The organism is Sulfitobacter sp. M22 (genome assembly GCF_021736025.1).
In the GTDB taxonomy this organism is placed as follows: domain Bacteria; phylum Pseudomonadota; class Alphaproteobacteria; order Rhodobacterales; family Rhodobacteraceae; genus Sulfitobacter; species Sulfitobacter litoralis.
Map to the genome: position 1 here is coordinate 975,612 of NZ_WMEC01000001.1, position 17,378 is coordinate 992,989.

A 17,378-nucleotide genomic window follows, 5' to 3' on the forward strand; every position below is an offset into this window, starting at 1 on the left:
AGGTTGTGATGTTTAATTACTTTATTCTAATGGACTTCTTTTATGACAAGCCCAGCTGATATTAGAACGATTTTTGGCGAAAATTTAAAACTATTAATAGCAGACTACCCGTCGGTGACCTACCTCGCACATGAGCTCGGCGTCAACCGGACCCAGTTAAATCGCTACCTCTCCGGGGACAGTTTCCCCCGGCCCGACGTTCTGGCCAGAATTTGCAAGTTTTTCGGCGTCGACGCCCGGATTCTGTTGGAACCTCTAAATGACATAAAAAAACCTACGCCCCCGTCATCTGGACTGATGCGCGATTTTGTAGCGGCCCGCGCGCTGGATCTTCCCGAAGCCATGCTTCCCAGCGGGTTTTACCGCTTTTCACGCCGAAGCTTCCTGATCCCGGAAAAATTCGCTGTCGGGCTTTTGATGGTCTTTCGTCGCGGTCGCAGAACCTATGTGAGAGGCTATGAAACAACGATGGCTATGCGCATGCAGGGGTTACCGCTTAAACCTGAGTTTCGTGAATATCGCGGTATTGTCTTGATGCAGGAAGAAGGTATCGCAATCATCGCCTCACGGCGCGGCGCGATGACGTCATCTTTTAACTATCTTGGTCGCATCGGGACGTTCAACAATAATTTCTGGGTCGGCTATATTACCCGTACCGTACCCGAAAGCGCCATTGGCCTGCGTGCAACCCGCTTAGTTTATGAGTACCTGCCCCAAACACTGCCAGCGGCGCTGAAAGTCGCCCGTAGCGGCGGCCTATTTGCCGAGGAAGAGCTTGAGCCCTTCCATCGGCGTTTGCTGCGCACCGAGCACGCGTTTGAATAATCCGCGCGCTAGGCGAGTTGTGGTCGGCGGGCTTGGGGCCAATGGGTCGTCTCGTGCCAATGCTGGGCAAGTTGCAGCAGCTTCGTGTCGCTCCCGCGGGGCCCGATAAGTTGCAGCCCTGCTGGCAGTCCTGCCGCGCTAAACCCGGCGGGGATATTAACGACAGGCAGTCCGATCAGGCCAGCCGGCACCACCACCTGCATCCAGCGATGATACGTATCCATATCACGGCCCGCGATCTGCGGCGGATGTACTTGATCGACGTCAAAGGGCCACAGCTGGGCGGATGGCAGCACCAGCACATCGACCTTTTCAAACAGCGCGGTCACACAGCGGTACCAATCGGACCGCGTCAGGCTGGCCTTTTGTACCTCATGTGCCGCAAACCCAAGGCCGCGTTCTACCTCCCACTGGGCGGCGGGTTTAAGGTGCGCACGCGTTTCCTCGTTTTGGTAAAGGGGGCCAAGTCCGTCTGCTACGGCAAAAGAGCGTAGGGTAATCCAGCTTTCCCACATCGCTTCCGCATCGAAGGGCGCGGGAAGATGGGTGATTTTGTGGCCCAAGGTCGCCATCTGGCCCAATGCCGCTTGACTGGCCGCGTCGATCCCGTCCTCATACGGAAAAGCCCCACCCCAATCCCCCAGCCACCCGATGTGCAGCGGCCCAAGCGAAGCGTCCATTTCGGGAAGGTTTGGTTCTGGCGACAGACCCAGTGGCTGATCGGGGTCGTTACCGGTCATGGTATCCAGCAAAGCCGCCAAATCACGCGGGGTGCGCGCCATCGGTCCTGCGGTGCTGAGCTGATGCAGGAACATATCCCCGTCAGGCTCTGCCGGAACAGTGCCCCAGCTTGGCCGCATACCATAGACGTTGTTCCAGCCAGCGGGATTGCGCAGGCTGCCCATCATATCTGAACCGTCCGCGACGCTCAGCATACCGCAGGCCAGCGCTGCTGCCGCCCCGCCCGACGATCCACCAGCAGAGCGGGACAGATCATAGGGGTTCCGCGTGGCACCGTAGACCGGATTGAACGTATGGCTGCCAAGTCCGAATTCGGGCGTGTTGGTTTTGCCGATGATGATGGCCCCCGCCGCACGAATACGGCTGACGAACACACTGTCCTTCTGCGCTATAGTGTCGGCAAACAGAGGTGAGCCTTTGCTGGTGGGCAACCCCTTGGCATCAGACAAGTCCTTGATCGCAATGGGAATACCGTGCAGCCAGCCGGTTCTGGGCGTTGCATCGGCCTGTGCGGCCTCTGCCATCAGGTCTGCCCGGGGACGCAGCGCGACGATTGCATTGACCTGCCCGTTGACGGCGTCAATGCGCGCCAAGGTTGCCTCCATCAGCGTGACGGCGGTCAAGCTCCCGTTCGCCAGCGCTTCGGATTGGGCCAACGCCCCGATGTCTAGGATATTCATGGCTGTTTCCTCCGTTCGGGTCATAGAACGAAAGGCGGCGTCCAGATGCAAGGGGCGGCAACGCGAATGTCGCACGTCATCTCTGCGACCACGCGGTGCTGCCTAGAATATGGCCTTAGCCTTGCGCCTCGGCGCGGGACTTACCCGATACCGCAAGCGCCAGTGCGGCCCCCATCAACCCGTCAAGATCACCGTCCAGAACCCCTTTGGTGTCCGAGGTTTCATAGTTGGTGCGCAGGTCTTTAACCATCTGATAGGGCTGCAGAACATAGGACCGGATCTGGTTGCCCCAGCCTGCGTCGCCTTTATTCTCATGGGCTTCGTTGATGGCAGCGTTCCGACGATCAAGCTCCATCTGATACAGCCGCGATTTCAAAGCCTTCATTGCGATGTCACGGTTCTGGTGCTGCGATTTCTCAGAGCTGGTGACGACGATCCCCGTGGGGTGGTGTGTGATCCGCACGGCAGAATCCGTGGTGTTCACGTGCTGACCACCGGCACCGGAAGAGCGGTAGGTATCGATGCGGATATCGCTGGGGTTGATGTCGATTTCAATATTATCGTCGACCACCGGATATACCCAGATAGAGGTAAAGGACGTGTGGCGTTTCGCAGCGCTGTCAAAGGGGCTGATCCGCACCAGACGGTGCACACCGGATTCCGATTTCAGCCAACCATAGGCGTTCAGACCGCTGATCTTGTAGGTGGCTGATTTAATCCCTGCTTCCTCGCCCGCGCTTTCGGATTGCAGCTCGACCTTATACCCCTTCTTTTCGGCCCAACGGACATACATCCGCGACAAAATATTGGCCCAGTCACAACTTTCGGTGCCGCCCGCGCCGGCGTTGATCTCGAGGAAGGTGTCATTCGCGTCGGCCTCGCCGTTCAGCAACGCCTCGAGCTCTTTTTGGGCGGCTGTTTCGGCCAGTGACTTCAAAGAGGCTTCGGCCTCGGCGATCACCTCGTCATCGCCTTCCATCTCGCCCAATTCGATAAGCTCGATGTTGTCGGCCAGCTCTTGTTTGATGCCCTCATAGGTGGCGATTGAATCAACCAGCGCCTGACGGTCGCGCATCAGCTTTTGCGCGGCATCGGGATCATCCCACAGGTTGGGGTCCTCGACGCGGGCATTGAATTCTTCCAGCCGGTAGGGCGCGGTTTCGACATCCAAACGCTGCGCCAACAGCTCCAGCGATTTGCTGATCTGATCTGCTGTGTTTTGTGCATCTGCGCGCATGGTGTCCTGCCTTAAAATAGATCGCGGCCCCGAATAGCCGGGGCCGCGTTTCAAATAGACCAGCGCGGCAACTTGGGCAAGCGCTAGGGCGGTTCGTGTACCGTCAGTACAATCCGCCAGAATTGATCGAGCCAAAGCTGGCCTTGGGCCCCACGCGCGCTTTTTTACCGGTGGAGGTCGTAACCTCGCGTGCGCCGCTGCTAGACTCGTTCACCAGTGGCAGATCGGCACCCATCGCGAAGCCACCGTCAAAGGTGATCCCGAACAGGGGCTCTTCGCCATCACGGAAATATTCAGCCACAACATTCGAGCCCGAGGCACTGTCAGACAGGCGCGCACCGCTGAAGCGGTCAATCTTGATAAAGCGCCCACCGGGGGGCACTTCGAACGGACCGCCACCATATTTTTGAATCGCCTCGCTCATGAAGCGCTGGAACACCGGACCGCACATACCAGCCCCATATGCCCCACGCCCCAGCGAGCGCGGATTGTCGAAACCGATATAGCAGCCTGCTACGATGTTGCTGGAAAACCCAACGAACCAAACGTCTTTCGCATCATTTGTCGTACCGGTTTTGCCTGCGATTGGCACTGGCAGGTTCACCGCGCCGCGGGCCGTCCCGCGATCAACCACGCCCTTCATCATAGACGTCAGCTGATAGGCGGTAATCGGGTCCATGACCCTTTCGCGGTTAGAGATAATGCGCGGCCCGACACCGGGGGCAAGCGTTTCCAACTGGCAGTCGTTACAGATCCGCTGGTCATGCTTATAAACGGTGCGGCCATAACGGTCCTGCACACGGTCAACCAAGGTCGGCTGCACCCGTTCGCCGCCATTGGCGAACATCGCATAAGCTGACACCATCTGGTACAGCGTTGTTTCCTGCGAGCCGAGCGCGTTAGCAAGTACCGGCGACAGGTTGTCGTACACCCCGAACCGTTCGGCGTAATCGCCCACGGTGTTCATCCCGACCTCTTGTGCAAGCCGGATGGTCATCAGGTTGCGCGACTGTTCGATCCCCGTCCGCAAGGGCGTGGGCCCGTAAAACTTGTTCGACGAGTTGCGCGGCCGCCACATGCCCTGGGGTGTATTGATCTCGATCGGCGCATCTACGACGATGGTCGCGGGGGTATAGCCGCTGTCCAGTGCCGCAGCATAGACGAAGGGTTTAAAGCTTGACCCCGGCTGGCGCTTGGCCTGCGTGGCGCGGTTAAACACCGATGCCTGATAGGAAAAGCCGCCCTGCATCGCGATCACACGACCGGTGTTCACGTCCATTGCAACAAAGCCGCCCTGCACTTCGGGAATTTGACGCAAGGTCCAGCGGATAAATGACCCGTCGCTATCGGTGGTCATGCGACGCACAAGCACCACATCCCCGACCTCAAGCAGATCTGCAGGCACCTGTGCCCGCGGGCCAAGCTTGCCGTTTTCCAGACGTTTGCGCGCCCACTGGACATCCTTGGCAGGAATGGAATGACCGCCCTCTACTTCGTCCACGCCTTCGATCCCGATACGGGCGGCGCCATTTTCAAGGTTTAGAACGACCGCCGGATACCATTGATTTTCCAGATCGACATCACGCGGCACCCGCACGTCAGACAACGCTTCGCGCCAATCTGCCTCTGACGTCAGCTTTTCAGTCGCGATTTTCTTGCCGGTGCCGCGATAGATACCAATGCCCCGGTCATATTGTTCAAGTTGAAGCTGCAGGGACTGTGCCGCGATGGGTTGCATTTCGTTGTCGATGGTGGCGCGCACGGTCAGACCGCCAGTGAAAAATTCACCCTCGCCAAAGTTTTCAGACAGCTGGCGGCGAATTTCATCGGTAAAGTAATCACGCGGCGGCAGTTCTGCCTTAAAGCTTTCGAAATCACCATTCTGCACCGACCGCAGGGGCTGCGCGACTTCGGTGTCATAAGCAGCGGCGGTGATATAGCCGTTTTCCTTCATCTCACGCAGAACAAAGTTCCGACGCGACAGCAGCCGCTCTTTTTGGCGGACAGGGTGATAGTCAGACGGCGCTTTGGGCAAGGACGCGAGGAAGGCGGCCTCATGCGGGGCCAGCTCCCCCAGTGTCTTGTTGAAATAGGTCTGCGAGGCCGCAGCCACACCGTAGGAGTTTTGGCCAAGGAAAATTTCGTTCAGGTAAAGTTCGAGGATTTTCTCCTTCGGGAGCGTTTCTTCAAGGCGGGCGGCAAGGATGATTTCCTTTACCTTGCGCTCTGCGCGTCGGTCGCCAGACAGCAAAAAGTTTTTCATAACCTGTTGCGTGATGGTCGACGCACCGCGCACGTCCTTGCCCCGTGTGCGCACTGCATCCACCGCAGCGGCACCGATGCCGCGCAGGTCATAGCCTTCGTGGATGTAGAAGTTCTTGTCTTCGGCCGAGATGAAGGCCTGTTTAATCAGGGGCGGGATCGTGTTGGCCGGCGCGAACAGGCGGCGTTCCTTGGCGAATTCGTCGATCAACCGCCCCTGCCCCGAATAAATCCGGCTGATCGTCGGGGGCGTGTATTGCGCAAGGGATTCGTGGCTGGGCAGATCGCGGCCATACATCCAGAACACCGCGCCGATGGTCAGCGCGACCATACCGATGCTCATGGTGAGGGTGGTAAAAATACCCCCGAAGAAAGACAGGATCAAACGAAACACGGCTGGCAGTTCCTTGCAAGGAGGGTTGGTGACCCGTCTATACGCAACCCTGCGGGAATCGTCAAAACACGATGCAGTGGCCCTGTGCGGTAACCCGCGCACCAATACTGCGATTATATTTGCTGTGGATTACTGGCGAATCAAAGGCTTAAGCGCTGCATCCGCGTCGCGCCACTTGGCAATTGAATCGGCAATCGCCGAGACCATTACAGCACGCCAGATCGGGTCCCGCAGATTAGCCAGATCCCGTTTGGAGCTGAGAAACCCGATTTCGATCAGGACCGACGGAATATCGGCGGATTTCAACACCGAAAAGCCCGCATTGCGCAACGGGTGCCGGTTCATTGGCCCGCCGGCAGCTTTCATCCCCTCAAGCAGCGCGGTGGCGGCAGCGACGGACCGTGGCTCTGTCTCTTGGCGGGCGAGGTCTAGCAGCACGCTGGCCACCTGATCGTCCGAACCGGTCAGATCAGCCCCCGCGATAATATCCGCGCGGTTGTGACGGGCCGCCAGATGATCTGTGGCAGAATCACTGGCGTCATCCGACAGCGTGTAGACCGTCGCACCTTTTGCCCCGCCTTGGGGCAAACTATCGGCATGAAGCGAAATAAACAGATCCCCCTCTGCCTGATGCGCGATGGCGACACGAGTTTCCAGCGCAACGAAGTGATCGGTATTACGGGTCAGCACTACATCGATCCCGTCGCGCACCAGCGTGTCCCGCAGCGCTTGGGCAAAGGAAAGCATCAGGTCTTTCTCTAAGATACCGTCGGTTTCAGCCCCCGGATCGACCCCGCCGTGTCCGGGATCCAGCACAACGCGGAACGGGCTGGCTTTGGTATCGGCCTCAATCTTCGGCGGCGCAGCAAGCGCCATGGTCCACGCGGGATCCACAGGCGCACCAGCGGCTTCGGCAAACTCTTCGACGGTGGCCGATTTCAGCTTGATCTCGAGCGTGGCCTGACCAGAGCCCTTGTTCACCGGCATCCCGATTTCGCGCGGGACCATTGGTTCGGCCAAATCCGCCACCAGACGTGACCAACCGGGCTGGAACGGTCCAAAGCGCAATCCGCTGATCCGCCCCGGCTCTGGCAGCAGGTCTTGGGTGTTGACCCCGCTCCAATCGGCCTCGCGAAAATCAACCACCAACCGTGCCGGATCATCCAGCAGGAACACGCGAAACGGCACGCCCTGGCTTAGCCCCAACGTCAAGGTTGTCCCGCCGAACCATCCATCCGAGATCGCACTTTTGTCCGGTTCAACCCGCGCAAGCGCCGTCAGATCCTGCGCCGAAGCAGGCAAAGACAGCGCGCAAACCGTTGCGATGATGGGGAAAATACGCATGCCTGTCACCGTTCTGCTTGGGGTGGTTGCGGCGGGTATAACATTCCGCCGCCCCCCGAACCAGCCTTTCAGCGTGCTGCCATATAGGCCTTGAGCCGCCCAAGACCCTCGGCGATGTCTTGTGTGCTGCGCGCATAGGAAAAGCGTAGCGTCTGATGCCCGCGTACCGGATCGAAATCCAGCCCGGGCGTTACAGCCACGCCAGCCTTGTCCAGAATGTCACGCGCCAATTCGCGGCTGTCCGTGGTCAGCGACGACACATCCGCATAGACATAGAAAGCCCCGTCAGGGGGAGCAAAACTGGTGAACCCGGCGTCGCGCAGGCCCGTGATCATCATCGCACGATTGGCGCGGTAGACGTCCATGTTTGCCTCAAGCTCTGCCGTGCAATCCATCGCAGCAAGGGCGGCCACCTGACTGGCGTGCGGTGCACAAATAAACATATTCTGGGCGATCCGCTCAACCACGCGCACGTGATCCTCGGGCACAACCATCCAGCCCACACGCCACCCCGTCATAGAGAAATACTTGGAGAAGGAATTGATCACATAGGCGTCGTTCGAAATCTCAAGCGCGGTAACGGCTTTCTTTTCATACTCGATGCCATGGTAAATCTCGTCCGAAATAAAGGACGCACCCTGCCCTTGGGTCGCGTCAATCAGCGCAGACATCGCGCCATGGTCCAGCATCGTCCCCGTCGGGTTGCCCGGCGAGGCGACCAACAGCCCCTGAAGGTCCATATCGGCGAAATCCGACGGCACCGGCTGCAAACGGTTCTCGATCGAGGTCGGCAGATCAACCGGTGTGAGGTCCAGCGCCTTGAGAATTTGGCGATAGCTGGGATAGCCCGGCGCACCGATACCGACGCGATCGCCCGTATCAAACAGCGATGTGAACGTCAGAATAAAGCCGCCCGACGAACCAGAGGTGATCACCACGCGGCTTGGGTCCAGATCAACATTGTACCACTCGGCATACATCAGCGCGATCCGCTTGCGCAGCGCCGGCAGGCCAAGCGCGACCGTATAGCCAAGCGCGCCCTGCTCCATCGCGGCTGTCAGCGCGGCGCTGGCCCCTTTGGGCGCGCCGGTGCCCGGCTGACCGACTTCCATATGGATGATGTGGTGCCCCTCTGCCTCGGCGGCAGCGGCGGCCTGCATTACATCCATCACGATAAAGGGATCGACCTGAGAACGGGTTGAATTGCGCATGAGCTTGATCCTACTGTTGGGCTTGGACCTTTCACCGCACCCCGCTGGTGCCGTCAACCCTTGTGCGTGCGTCCAAAATCGCGCACCAACCCTGCAACCGGTGCCTGCACCCCCGCGCAACAACAAGCGAGTGACCCTGATGAAAAAGCTGATCGCCCCCGCCTTGATGGCCCTGTCCCTGACAGCCCCCGCCCAAGCGATGGACCTGACCGAACTGACCGACGCCGAGCGCGCGCAATTCCGCGCGGAGGTTCGCGCCTATTTGATGGAAAACCCCCAAGTCATCATGGAAGCGGTCAACCAGCTACAGCAACGCGAGGCCGAAGCGCAGGCGCAGGCAGATTTCACGCTGGTATCTGACAATGCAGCGGCGATCTTTGATGATGGCTATTCCTATGTCGGCGGCAACCCTGACGGCGATTTAACCATCGTCGAGTTCATGGATTACCGCTGCGGCTACTGCAAAAAAGCGTTCTCCGAAGTCGAAAAACTGGTGAACGGCGACGGCAACATCCGTTTTATCGTGAAAGAGCTGCCGATCCTGGGCGAGCAATCCATGGTCGCCTCGCGCTTTGCCATCGCGACCAAGATCGTGGCGGGCGATGAGGCCTATAAATCTGTTCACGACGCCCTGATGAGCTTTAACGGTGACATTACTCAGACGTCGCTGAGCCGCTTGGCCAGCAGCTTTGATCTGGATACCGACGCGATCCAGAAAGAAATGGACAGTGCCGAAGTCACAGCCGCGATCGCAAACACACGTGAGCTGGCTCAAGCGATGCAAATCTCTGGCACCCCGACGTTCGTAATGCAGGATGAACTGCTGCGCGGCTATCTGCCCTACGACCAGATGAAAGCCATTGTCGCAGAAAAGCGCGACTAAGATGCGTCTGGCACTGGTGTTTTGCGTGACCGCCCTTCCGGTGGTCGCGCAAACCGACTTTGGGGCGCTGACGGATGCTGAGCGTTTGGCGTTCGGAACAGAGCTACGTGCCTTGTTGCGTGCCGAGCCGGAACTGGTCGCTGCTGCAGTGACACCCCCGAACTACGCGGCCGAGGCATATCAAGAGAAGGCGCAAGCCGATCTCGACCTTATTGCGTCCCTCACACGGCAAGTGCTGGCGGGCACGCAGATTGCGTTGTTTACCGGTGAAGACTGTACGGACTGTGCAAATGCTCTGGAAGAAACTAAAGCGATATCAGATACATACGACGTGACGTTCAAGCATCACGTTATGTCCGATCCGGCAAGCGCTGCCTTGGCAGAACAGCTCGGGATGACAGATGTTCCGTTTTACGTCATGCCCGACCGTATCCTGCGCGGCCATATGCCTGACATCGTCCTGCGGCGCTATTTGACGCAATAGCGGCTAAAGAAAGCGCTGGTGATAGCGCACCATGCGTTTGAAGTGCGCGTCCAACGACCGCTTGAGATGCGGCGCTTCCTTCACGTTAAGAATGTAATCGACCAGTAGATCATATTGCTTGATCTGACGCGGCAGGCGGTTTGACGGGGTCAGCCGTGACTGCCGTTCCTCTTCGTCGATGACCTGCACCACCTGCTTTTCCGGCCATTCCAATACCGGCGCGTTGGCCACCATCGGCTTGCCGTTCATCAAGGGCAATTCGGCGTCGTAATGGGCAAAGATCGACCGCTCTAATGGCTCCACTTCGGATTTGGTCGCGACGGGCCACGCCCAGACAAATGCGATTTCCCACACGTCAATCTGACGGTTTGCAATCACGTCCGAGCGTGCGGACGTCAGATGCCGCCGCACCCGTGTACGGATGCCATCAACGGACTGGCCCACGTAAATTGGATTGCCGTCTAGATCGCACAGCGCATAAACGCCGATTTGATTGGTCAGCGCCGCCAATGCTTTGCCACGAAACGCCTGCGCCGCGTTCATGCCACTGCGCCCAAGCTTTGGCGTTCCAGAATGGGGGCGAACAGCACCTCGTCCAGATAACGCACCACCGGCACAGCAACGCCGTCCCCTGCCACGCGGTAGGCATTGTTATAGGTGTCGGGCATCTTGTAGCTATCGGGCAGCCCCATCAGCCGCGCCACCTCGCGCGAGGACACAAGCCGCGCCTTGGTCTGGTTGCCTTTGATAAACATCAGGATTTGCCGCGATGATCCGCCCGCGGGCGTCCGTAGGCACCCTGCGATCCCGTCGGTGCGCAGCTCTGCCCGCTGACGGACGTTGCCGTCTGCATCAGGGCGACCACGTTTATAAATCGTACCGACGACCGTACGACCTGCCTTACGCGCCACACGCAGCCGTTCAAGGCTGGGTGGTGACATCAGTGTCAGCAAACGGTCGGTGTCCGCTGCACTGAACCACGGCATCGTGGCGCGGCGTTCTAGCACGCCCTCTAGCGCTTGTTCATCGGCGGGGGCGTCGTCAAGCTTCCACCAGACCCAGTTCGACCGCACAGGACGCGACGCAGAAGCCAGGAACTTTTGCAACTTTTTGCCGTGAAAGACGTGGGACGGCTTTGGCACCGTCAGACCCGAAATGTCGATATCCTCGCGCACACAGACCACGAACAGTCGCGGGCGGCTTTGTGGCAGGAACCGCCGCGCGTCAATCTCGAGCGCACCAACCTTGTATCCAAGCCGCACAAACGTCGCGAGCACCGTGTTCATATCAGCGCCACTGTTGCGTGACACCAGCCCGACCACATTTTCAAAGGCGATGATCCGCGGCGCAAAGCCCGCTTGGATCGCCGTCGCGATCTTGTCTGCCCAATGCGCAAAAACGCCACTGCGCGCGCCGCTGAGCCCCTGGCCCTTGCCCGCGAGGCTAAAATCCTGACAGGGACTGGAGGCCCAATACATATCCACCTGACGCGATAGCAAATCATCCGGCATCTCGGCAATATCGCCGTGATGCAGCGCATCCTGCCCCCAATTTCGGGCATAGACCTTGCATTTCATTGCATCGATATCATTGGCCAGCACACAGTCCCACCGGCCCTGCAAAGCCGCACGCACCATGCCACCGCCGCAGAAAAACTCGGCGTATGTAGGGGTCTTGGCGGCGTGATCAGGCATATCTATTGATATGGAATACGCAAATATCTGTCGATGGCAAATGCGCCGCTTTGGGCAAAGTCACTCGGCTGCTTGCTCGGCCGCTCGGGTCTCTGCCTCGATGGCTTCGGCGCGGGCTTCGACCTGTTCGACGATGTGGTCGATCATGCCCTCGTTGCCCAGCTTGTGACTTTGCTTGCCCGCAAGATAGACCATGCCCGACCCGTTGCCGCCACCGGTAAAACCAACATCCGTCATCAGCGCCTCGCCGGGGCCGTTGACGACGCAGCCAATGATGCTCAGGCTCATCGGTGTTTTGATATGTTCCAACCGCCGCTCCAGTGCTTCGACGGTTTTGATGACGTCAAAGCCCTGACGCGCGCAGCTGGGGCAGCTGATAATATTCACGCCACGGTGGCGCAGGCCGAGGGATTTCAGGATTTCGTAGCCGACCTTCACCTCTTCGACGGGATCAGCAGACAATGACACACGGATCGTGTCACCAATGCCCATCCACAGCAGGTTACCCATACCGATCGCCGATTTGATCGTGCCCGACGTCAACCCGCCAGCCTCGGTGATCCCGAGGTGAATGGGCGCATCCGTGGCTTCTGCCAACTGTTGATAGGCAGCGGCAGCCATAAAAACGTCGGATGCCTTGCAGCTGATCTTGAATTCGTGGAAATCGTTGTCTTGCAGGATTTTGATGTGATCCATCCCGCTTTCGACCATCGCGTCGGGGCAAGGTTCGCCATATTTCTCAAGCAGGTGCCGCTCAAGCGAGCCTGCGTTCACGCCAATACGGATGGAACAGTTGTTGTCCCGCGCGGCCTTGATCACCTCTTTGACGCGTTTTTCGTCGCCGATATTGCCGGGGTTAATCCGCAGACAAGCGGCCCCTGCCTCGGCGGCCTCGATCCCGCGTTTGTAGTGGAAATGGATATCGGCCACGATCGGCACGGTCACTTCGCGCACGATTTCTTTCAGCGCCTTCGAGCTTTCCACATCAGGTACCGACACCCGCACAATATCAGCGCCCGCATCAGCAGCAGCCTGAATCTGCGCGATGGTCGCTTTGACATCGGTGGTCAGCGTGTTCGTCATCGTCTGCACAGTGATCGGCGCATCCCCCCCGACCGGCACATTTCCCACCATGATCTGGCGGGATTTCCGACGGTAAATGTTGCGCCACGGGCGAATGTGATTGAGGGACATGCAAAGCTACCTTTGGCAATGAAACAGTCGAAGGATCGGTCAGGGCCGGTTCGCCCTACACCTATTCAGCCCGTCGCGTTGTTGCAATGGTAACCGGCTTATTCAGTCGGCGAAGTCGCGGCATTCTTCAGCTCGGCCACCATCGTGGCAAGCGCGGAATTCTCTTCCAGCACCGCAGGTTCATAAAGTTCAGCCAAGGCCTGGCGATGCAGTGGCAAATTGGACGTCACAGCACCGCGATCACCGACAGGTCCAAAATACTGACCATCCATCGCGAAATAGAGCGCACCAGATTCGCCCGTCCGCAATGTTGGGGGTTCTTCGGTTGCGGGGATATCCCAGCTGTCGCCCTTGTTCATGATGCCTTCAAAGATGACCTTGCCGTCGGCAGCACGGACCCGCACCCAAGACGGATAGGCCGCAACCATACGCACCTGCGGCGCGGAATCTTCGACCACCTGCGGTACGGTACCGGGGGCCACATCCACCACATCGCGCTGGATATCATCATTTTGCGCAACACGTTGCGGCGTCACGCCAACCGCTGGTGACGGCGATCGCGAGATCGAAGCAAAGCTGCCGATGCTGCGCGGGTCAATCGTGGAAATCGGCGCATCACGGGCCACAAGCACGGGAACATCCAGCGCCGCCGGACGATAAAGCCGATCAAGCGCATCCGACCGCGGGGCGGCCATCGTTGCCGGAACGTCGGGGTCCTCGGCTGTGTCGGGCGCAGCGGCAAGCGCGCCCTGCAGCGGGTCAAGGTCGGACAGTACAACGGGGGTTTCGTCCACGGGGGACACCTGCACGCGCTGCACTTCTTTCAGCACGCTCCAACCGCCATACCCGATCCCGCCAATCAGCGCGACCAGCACCAGAACCGACCCCAATGCACCGGGTTCGATTCGTGCCAGAAAGGAGTCTCCCACTGGCGTGAAGGGGGTCGCGGGGCGGGAAAAGATGTCGCTTTCACCGGTATGTTTCAGACGTTCTTCGCGGGACGGCTTTTTAACAACCGAGGCTTTCGACGACATGCCATGCGCGACAGCAAAGCCGGATTCAGCACAGAATGCGGCAAAGGCCTTGTCGGGGTCCATATTCAGATAGCGCGCATAGGAACGCACATAACCCGCAATAAAACCAGGTGTATCAAAGGCTTCCGGGTCAGCATTTTCAATTGCCGCGATATAGGATGCTTTGATCCGCAGTTCGCGCTGCACGTCCAAGAGCGATTTACCAAGGGTCGCACGTTCGCCCCGCATCAAATCACCTAGGCGCAAGTCGAAAGCGTCGAAGCCTTTGGCTTCAACTTCCTCGTCATCTGCTGACTTGAAGGACCACCGCCCAATCATAAAAATGTCCCGTAGCTATGCCCGCTGCCCTTAATCGAAACAACATGTTGATTCGAGATTAGGCTTTTCTTTCGTTATCGGTAGCATAAATCAACGGACTATACGAAATATTCGGGGTCACCCCGCCATTTCGGCACGATTCAGCGCACAATGGGACCATAGGACGTCCATCGCGTGAACCAGCCCTTCGATTTCCAGCGGGCCATGCACAGGCGACGGGGTAAAGCGTAAGCGCTCTGTTCCGCGGGGGACTGTGGGGAAGTTGATCGGCTGCACGTAAATGCCATGATCTTCCAGCAAGCGGTCGGACAAAATCTTGGTATGAACAGGGTTCCCGACGATCACAGGGACGATATGGCTGCCGTGATCGATGATCGGCAAGCCCAACCCCTTCAGCCGCAGTTTAAGCACTTTGGCCTGCTGCTGATGCTTCTCGCGCAGCTCGGGCGCGGTCTTGAGAAATGCGACCGATGCCGCAGCGCCTGCAGCCACCGCAGGCGGCAACGACGTGGTAAAGATAAATCCCGGCGCGTAGGACCGGATCGCATCACACATTTTGGCGGAGGCCGCGATATAGCCACCCATCACGCCATAGGCCTTGGCGAGCGTGCCGTTGATAATATCAAGCCGGTGCATCAGGCGGTCACGTTCCGCAACCCCTGCCCCACGTGGTCCGTACATCCCTACGGCGTGGACTTCGTCGATATAGGTCAGCGCGCCGAATTCGTCTGCAATGTCGCAAATCGCCTCGATCGGGCCAAAGTCGCCGTCCATCGAATAGATTGATTCGAACGCGATCAATTTGGGCGCTGCGGGATCGTCAGCGGCCATTAGCTCGCGCAGGTGATCCACGTCATTGTGCCGGAAGATACGCTTGGCCCCGCCATTGCGGCGCACGCCTTCGATCATAGAGGCATGATTCAACGCGTCGGAATAAATGATCAGACCTGGAAAAAGCTTGGGCAGCGTGCTCAGCGTTGCGTCGTTGGCGATATAGGCGCTGGTGAACAGCAACGCGGCTTCTTTGCCGTGCAGATCGGACAGTTCTTCCTCAAGGCGCTTGTGGTAGATCGTGGTGCCCGAAATGTTGCGCGTCCCGCCAGAGCCAGCCCCGGTCGCATCAAGCGCCTCGTGCATGGCTGCAAGAACAACGGGGTTTTGACCCATGCCAAGGTAATCGTTCCCGCACCAGACAGTGATGTTTTTATCCTGCCCGTCAGGTTGCGTCCAGACGGCGTGCGGAAACTGCCCGTTGCGGCGCTCAATGTCGATAAAAGTCCGGTAGCGACCTTCCTCGTGCAGCCGGTCAATCGCCACATCAAGCTGTTTGGTATAGTCCATTGCGCCTTGCTCCTTCGTCGGTGGCGGGACCAGCAAAGGCAACCGGATCATTCGCCATATTCGTGCCTTGGAATGAATACCGTTTAGAACCATTCAATTCAATGCTTTAATGGGCACCGATTGTCGCAGGCCCTGCCGCAAGGCCCCCCGCAGCACGACCAGATGATGCGCATCGGAAACCCATGAGCTGCCCTGCGCACTGCAAGCGGATGTTTTCCAAGCGATTCTCGTACGGTTTCTGTGGTGACACCCCGCGCATGTAGCCCACCACTGGACACAGCCAAGCGCGCTGATACGGTCGCGCAAATATCCACCCCGATAGAAAGGTTTACCTCACATGTCCCTACCCGACGTATTGGCACGCATCGACAGCGATCTGGATGCGGCCACCGACCGCCTGCTGGAACTGCTGCGCATCCCCTCTATTTCAACCGACCCCGCCTTCAAGGAAGACTGCGACCGCGCCGCCGACTGGCTGGTCGAGGATCTGAACAGCATCGGTATCGAGACCACCAAACGCCCCACCCCCGGTCACCCGATGGTCGTGGGTCATGTCGACGGCCCCGCAGACAAGCCGCATATCCTGTTCTATGGCCACTATGATGTGCAACCCGTTGATCCGCTAAACCTGTGGAACCGTGATCCCTTTGATCCTGCCGTTGAAGACACAGCAAAGGGCCGCGTGATCCGCGGACGCGGTGCGGCGGATGACAAGGGCCAACTGATGACCTTTGTCGAAGCGTTGCGGGCGTGGAAAGCCGTGAACGGTGACTTCCCCTGCCGGATGACGTTCTTCTTTGAGGGCGAAGAGGAATCGGGCTCGCCATCGCTCATCCCGTTCATGAAGGAGAACGCCGAAGAGCTGCGCGCCGATTATGCGATGATCTGCGACACGGGCATGTTCCAGTCCAAGGTGCCCTCTATCGTGACCATGTTGCGCGGATTGATGGGCGAAGAGGTCACCATCACCGGCCCCGATCTGGACCTGCATTCCGGCATGTACGGCGGCGTGTCGATGAACCCCGCGCGCGTCCTGTCCAAGGTGATCGCATCGCTGCATGACGACGCAGGTCGCATCACCGTGCCGGGATTCTATGTGGGCGTGCCCGAGCTGCCCGACGATATTCAGGCCCAGTGGCAGGGCCTCGCCTTTGATCACGACAGCTTTCTGGGCGACGTTGGCCTGTCCAAACCCGCCGGCGAGCAGGACCGTATGCCGATCGAGATGATCTGGTCGCGCCCCACCTGCGAAGTCAACGGTATGTGGAGCGGTTACACAGGTGCGGGTTTCAAGACCGTGCTGCCGTCGCAGGCCCATGCCAAGATCAGCTTCCGTCTGGTCGGCACGCAAGACCCCCACGTCATCCGCGAAAGTTTTCGCAAGATGGTGACCGATATGATGCCCGACGACTGTACAGCGAGCTTCCACGCGCATGGGTCAAGCCAAGGATCAGTGTTTGAAACCACCGCCCCCGCGTTCGAGGAGGCGCGCAAGGCACTGACAGACGAATGGAATGTGCCCGCCGCCTATGTCGGGTGCGGCGGGTCGATTCCCATTGCAGGCCACTTCCAGAAAATTCTGGATACCACGCCGGTGTTGATCGGATTCGGCAAGGATGACGACGCCATCCACTCTCCGAATGAAAAATACGATCTGGAGAGCTTTCACAAAGGTATCCGAAGCTGGGCACGGATACTGGATGCAATGACATAAGAAAACGGGCGGGCCTCGCGGC

14 protein-coding genes are annotated in these 17,378 nt (G+C 58.8%); 4 read left to right on the forward strand and 10 right to left on the reverse strand.

From position 1 onward, the window contains the following. Positions 1 to 42 precede the first annotated feature (42 nt). Positions 43 to 825, forward strand: coding sequence for a helix-turn-helix domain-containing protein (locus tag GLP52_RS04905; protein WP_093733852.1), 783 nt, complete (start codon positions 43 to 45; stop codon positions 823 to 825). A gap of 8 nt (positions 826 to 833) precedes the next feature. On the opposite strand, the gene GLP52_RS04910 is transcribed toward GLP52_RS04905, so the two are convergent. From GLP52_RS04910 to GLP52_RS04930, 5 genes are all read right to left on the reverse strand, one after another. Continuing rightward, on the reverse strand, positions 834 to 2,246 hold the full coding sequence (locus GLP52_RS04910; protein ID WP_237271703.1) for an amidase: 1,413 nt from the start codon (positions 2,244 to 2,246) through the stop codon (positions 834 to 836). Between the two features lie 115 nt (positions 2,247 to 2,361). Beyond that, on the reverse strand, positions 2,362 to 3,483 hold the full coding sequence (prfB, locus tag GLP52_RS04915; RefSeq protein WP_093733854.1) for a peptide chain release factor 2: 1,122 nt from the start codon (positions 3,481 to 3,483) through the stop codon (positions 2,362 to 2,364). A 103-nt stretch (positions 3,484 to 3,586) separates the two neighbouring features. Further along, positions 3,587 to 6,139 (reverse strand): penicillin-binding protein 1A, encoded by a 2,553-nt coding sequence (locus tag GLP52_RS04920; protein WP_093733855.1) that lies wholly within the window; start codon positions 6,137 to 6,139, stop codon positions 3,587 to 3,589. Positions 6,140 to 6,268: 129 nt separating this feature from the next. Continuing rightward, positions 6,269 to 7,483 (reverse strand): N-acetylmuramoyl-L-alanine amidase, encoded by a 1,215-nt coding sequence (locus GLP52_RS04925; protein ID WP_237271704.1) that lies wholly within the window; start codon positions 7,481 to 7,483, stop codon positions 6,269 to 6,271. Positions 7,484 to 7,551: 68 nt separating this feature from the next. After that, positions 7,552 to 8,694, reverse strand: a complete 1,143-nt coding sequence (locus GLP52_RS04930; RefSeq protein ID WP_093733857.1) for a pyridoxal phosphate-dependent aminotransferase — start codon at positions 8,692 to 8,694, stop codon at positions 7,552 to 7,554. A 139-nt stretch (positions 8,695 to 8,833) separates the two neighbouring features. Between GLP52_RS04930 and GLP52_RS04935 the strand changes: the two genes are divergently transcribed. Beyond that, positions 8,834 to 9,577 (forward strand): DsbA family protein, encoded by a 744-nt coding sequence (locus GLP52_RS04935; protein WP_093733900.1) that lies wholly within the window; start codon positions 8,834 to 8,836, stop codon positions 9,575 to 9,577. Between the two features lies 1 nt (position 9,578). Beyond that, the gene (locus GLP52_RS04940) at positions 9,579 to 10,061 is read left to right on the forward strand and encodes a disulfide bond formation protein DsbA (RefSeq protein WP_237271705.1); all 483 of its coding nucleotides are present in this window, start codon (positions 9,579 to 9,581) and stop codon (positions 10,059 to 10,061) included. A 3-nt stretch (positions 10,062 to 10,064) separates the two neighbouring features. On the opposite strand, the gene GLP52_RS04945 is transcribed toward GLP52_RS04940, so the two are convergent. The 5 genes from GLP52_RS04945 to hemA all read right to left on the reverse strand — a co-directional run bounded on the left by GLP52_RS04945 (position 10,065) and on the right by hemA (position 15,642). Further along, positions 10,065 to 10,604: a GIY-YIG nuclease family protein gene (locus tag GLP52_RS04945; protein ID WP_093733859.1), complete on the reverse strand. Its 540-nt coding sequence runs from the start codon at positions 10,602 to 10,604 to the stop codon at positions 10,065 to 10,067. Further along, positions 10,601 to 11,755 (reverse strand): DNA cytosine methyltransferase, encoded by a 1,155-nt coding sequence (locus tag GLP52_RS04950; protein ID WP_093733860.1) that lies wholly within the window; start codon positions 11,753 to 11,755, stop codon positions 10,601 to 10,603. The genes GLP52_RS04945 and GLP52_RS04950 overlap by 4 nt, the downstream gene beginning before the upstream one ends. Positions 11,756 to 11,815: 60 nt before the next feature. After that, on the reverse strand, positions 11,816 to 12,949 hold the full coding sequence (gene ispG / locus GLP52_RS04955; protein WP_093733861.1) for a flavodoxin-dependent (E)-4-hydroxy-3-methylbut-2-enyl-diphosphate synthase: 1,134 nt from the start codon (positions 12,947 to 12,949) through the stop codon (positions 11,816 to 11,818). 98 nt (positions 12,950 to 13,047) lie between these two features. After that, positions 13,048 to 14,301 (reverse strand): helix-turn-helix domain-containing protein, encoded by a 1,254-nt coding sequence (locus tag GLP52_RS04960; RefSeq protein WP_093733862.1) that lies wholly within the window; start codon positions 14,299 to 14,301, stop codon positions 13,048 to 13,050. Between the two features lie 117 nt (positions 14,302 to 14,418). Continuing rightward, positions 14,419 to 15,642: a 5-aminolevulinate synthase gene (gene hemA, locus GLP52_RS04965; protein WP_093733863.1), complete on the reverse strand. Its 1,224-nt coding sequence runs from the start codon at positions 15,640 to 15,642 to the stop codon at positions 14,419 to 14,421. Positions 15,643 to 15,979: 337 nt separating this feature from the next. Between hemA and GLP52_RS04970 the strand changes: the two genes are divergently transcribed. Next, a complete protein-coding gene (locus tag GLP52_RS04970) occupies positions 15,980 to 17,356 on the forward strand; it encodes a M20/M25/M40 family metallo-hydrolase (RefSeq protein WP_237271706.1) in 1,377 nt (458 codons plus the stop codon). The last annotated feature ends 22 nt before the right edge of the window (positions 17,357 to 17,378 follow it).